3 protein-coding genes and 1 pseudogene are annotated in these 2,938 nt (G+C 69.3%); all 4 read left to right on the plus strand.

The annotated features are described in order from the left end of the window. Nucleotides 1-14: 14 nt before the first annotated feature. Nucleotides 15-749 carry an SDR family NAD(P)-dependent oxidoreductase gene (locus VH499_RS04195; RefSeq protein ID WP_332051438.1) on the plus strand — a complete coding sequence of 245 codons (735 nt, stop codon included), beginning with the start codon at nt 15-17 and terminating at the stop codon, nt 747-749. 12 nt (nt 750-761) lie between these two features. Next, nucleotides 762-1,604, plus strand: a complete 843-nt coding sequence (locus VH499_RS04200; protein ID WP_332051439.1) for a sugar phosphate isomerase/epimerase family protein — start codon at nt 762-764, stop codon at nt 1,602-1,604. Between the two features lie 30 nt (nt 1,605-1,634). Continuing rightward, nucleotides 1,635-2,582: a 2-dehydropantoate 2-reductase gene (locus tag VH499_RS04205; protein WP_332051440.1), complete on the plus strand. Its 948-nt coding sequence runs from the start codon at nt 1,635-1,637 to the stop codon at nt 2,580-2,582. Nucleotides 2,583-2,737: 155 nt separating this feature from the next. Further along, nucleotides 2,738-2,938, plus strand: a pseudogene (locus VH499_RS04210) (acyl CoA:acetate/3-ketoacid CoA transferase); the annotation flags it as partial.

The raw sequence follows: 2,938 nt of genomic DNA on the forward strand, positions 1-2,938 counted from the left end.
TGAGGCGATTGCCCATGAAGACCAGATTGGACGGCCAGGTCGCCATCGTCACCGGGGCGGCGCGCGGTATCGGGCTCGCCATCGCGCGCCTGTTTGCCGAACGTGGCGCCAGGGTGGTGGTGTGGGATCGCGACGTTGGCCCGCTGCGGAAAGTGGGCTTCAAGCCGGATGCTACCGAGGTGGTGGACGTGGCGAGCTATCCGGCTGTCGAGGGCGCGTTCCACAAGGCGCTCGAAGCGTTCGGCAGGATCGACATCCTGGTCAACAACGCCGGCATCAACGGACCCATCGCCCCGACGTGGGACTACCAGCTGGAGGACTGGGACCGTGTCATCGCCATCGACATGACCTCGGTGTTCTACGCCAGCCGGCTTGCCGCCCGCCACATGCGCGAGCGCCGGTCTGGCCGGATCATCACCGTGTCCTCCATCGCCGGCAAGGAGGGCGTGCCCAACATCTCGGCCTACTCGGCGGCCAAGGCCGGCGTGATCGGCTTCTCGAAGGCGCTGGCCAAGGAGCTGGCCGACGTGGGCGTCACGGTCAACTGCATCGCGCCGGCCATGACCGCCACCGATCTCCTCAGCACCATGACCAAAGCGCACATCCGCAACATGAAGGCCAAGATTCCCATGGGGCGCCTTGTCGAGGTGGAGGAGGTAGCGGAGCTGGCGGCCTTCATCGCCAGCCCCGCCTGCAGCTTCACCACCGGCTTCGTGTTCGACGTCAGCGGCGGCCGCGCCACCTATTAGGAGGTCATGGCGATGGCCGACAAACCCAAGCTCGACGAGCGCCTCCTGGGCTTCCACCAGGTGAACGTGCTGCAGAAATGGACGACGCAGCAGTTCATCGACGGCATGCAGCGGCACGGCATCGGCGCTGTCGCCATCTGGCGTGACAGGCTGCGCGAACACGGCGCCACCGAGGTGGCCCGCATGCTGAGAGGGACAGGGCTGCAGGTGCTCAGCCTGTGCGCCGCCGGCCTGATCGCCACGCCCGACCCAGGGGAAGCCGCGAGCGTGATCGACGAGGTGAAGCGCGCCATAGACGACGCGGCCACGATCGGGGCCGGCTCGCTGATGTTCGTCGCCGGCGGCGTCGATCCTCGCGACAAGAGCCTGGAGTCGACGAGGAAGCGCGTGCTGGAGCGGGTTGCCGGCCTCACAGCCTGCGCACGTGCGACCGGCGTGAGGATCGCGCTCGAGCCGCTGCATCCCATGGCATGTGGATCGCGCTCGGTGCTCAGCACGGTCGGGATCGCCAACGACTGGTGCGACGCGCTCGATGCCGAGGACGTGTTCGGCATCGCCGTCGACACCTACGCGGTGTGGTGGGACCCGGACCTGCCGCGCGAACTGGCCCGCGCCGGCAAGCGCATCTGCAACTTCCACATCGCCGACTGGCTGGCCGATACGCAGGACCTGCGCCTCGACCGCGGCATGCCGGGCGACGGCCTGATCGACATCCCCGGCATCCGCCGCATGGTGGAGGCGGCGGGCTATGTCGGCCACCGCGAGGTCGAGGTCTTCTCCGCCCGCAACTGGTGGCAGCGCGATCCCGACGAGGTGATCGGCGTCGTCAGGGAGCGCTACCAGAGCGCCATTTAAGCGAGCGGGCACAGGGCAGGGACGGGGGCGATGGCATTCGAGAACCCCAGAGTGGTGGTGATCGGCGCGGGTGCCATGGGCGGCCTGTTCGGCGGGCTGCTCGCAGAAGGCGGGCTCGACGTGACGCTGGTCGATACCTGGGACGAGCACATCGCGGCCATCGCCTCCCATGGCCTGCGTATCGTCGGCGTCGGGGGCGACCGCGCCATTCCCGTCAAGGCGACCACCGACGCCGGTGCCGTCAAGCCGGCCGATGTCGTGCTGTTCCAGTGCAAAGCGTTCGCCAATGACGCCGCCGCCAACGCTGCCCGGCACCTGTTCGCGGGGCAGACGGTGGCAATCAGCTTTCAGAATGGCCTCGGCAACGAGGAGACGCTGGCGGGCGTCCTCGGCGCGCCCAACGTGATGGGCGGGCTCACCGCGCAGGCGGGCCTGGTCGAGGCGCCGGGCGTGGTGCGCAACTTCGGCGACCTGCCCACCATCGTTGGCGAGATGGCGGGCGGCCTGTCGGCCCGCGCCACCGCCATCGCCGGTGCCTTCACCCGGGCCGGCCTCGCCACCACCGCCAGCGCCGACATCAAGCGCGACAAGTGGAAGAAGCTGCTCGGCAATGTCGCCCTGGGGGCGATCTCCGCAGTGACCGACCTGCGCTCGTTCGAGATCATGCGGGTGCCCGAGCTGCGCGAGATCGTGCTCCGCTCGGTGGACGAGGCGGCAGCCGTCGCCACTGCGGAAGGCATCGCGCTCGATATCGCCGAGGCACGCGAGGTGCTGATGAGGCTGGTCGACACCTCGGGCGGCGGAACCGGCACGTCCAAGTCGTCGATGCGCGAGGACATCGCGCGCCGGCGCCGCACCGAGATCGACAGCATCCATGGCGCGGTGCAGCGGCTGGCGCGCGGGCACGGGCTGCCGACCCCCACCCTCGACACCATGATCGCCCTCGTGAAGGGTCTGGAGTCGGCCTACCTGCGATGAGGCTCCGGGGCGGCAGTCGGGGGGCGGGCGTCGGGGGGTTGCAAGAAGAAGGCAAATATTGGAACCGTTGAGGAGGCATCGAAATCGTGCGCACAGCTGACATCCGTCGTCGGGCCCGCCCGACTGCCGACCCCCGACGACCGGCGGAGCGTGCGGTGAGCATCGACAAATTCATGTCGGCGGACGCCGCCGTGGCGATGATCGGCGACGACGATACCGTCGCGCTGATCGGCGGCGGCGGCGGCCTGGTCGAGGCCTCGTGCCTGCACGAGGCGGTGGAACGGCGCTTTCTCTCCACGGGGCGGCCCCGCAACCTCACCGTCGTCCACGCGCTGGGCATCGGCGACCGCAGGAGC

The organism is Reyranella sp., assembly GCF_036558665.1.
GTDB lineage: Bacteria > Pseudomonadota > Alphaproteobacteria > Reyranellales > Reyranellaceae > Reyranella.

Bases quoted from the DNA above. Each gene is read 5' to 3' on its own strand.
- VH499_RS04205 (WP_332051440.1), top strand. From the start codon at position 1,635: ATGGCATTCGAGAACCCCAGAGTGGTGGTGATCGGCGCGGGTGCCATG.
- VH499_RS04195 (WP_332051438.1), top strand. From the start codon at position 15: ATGAAGACCAGATTGGACGGCCAGGTCGCCATCGTCACCGGGGCGGCG.
- VH499_RS04200 (WP_332051439.1), top strand. From the start codon at position 762: ATGGCCGACAAACCCAAGCTCGACGAGCGCCTCCTGGGCTTCCACCAG.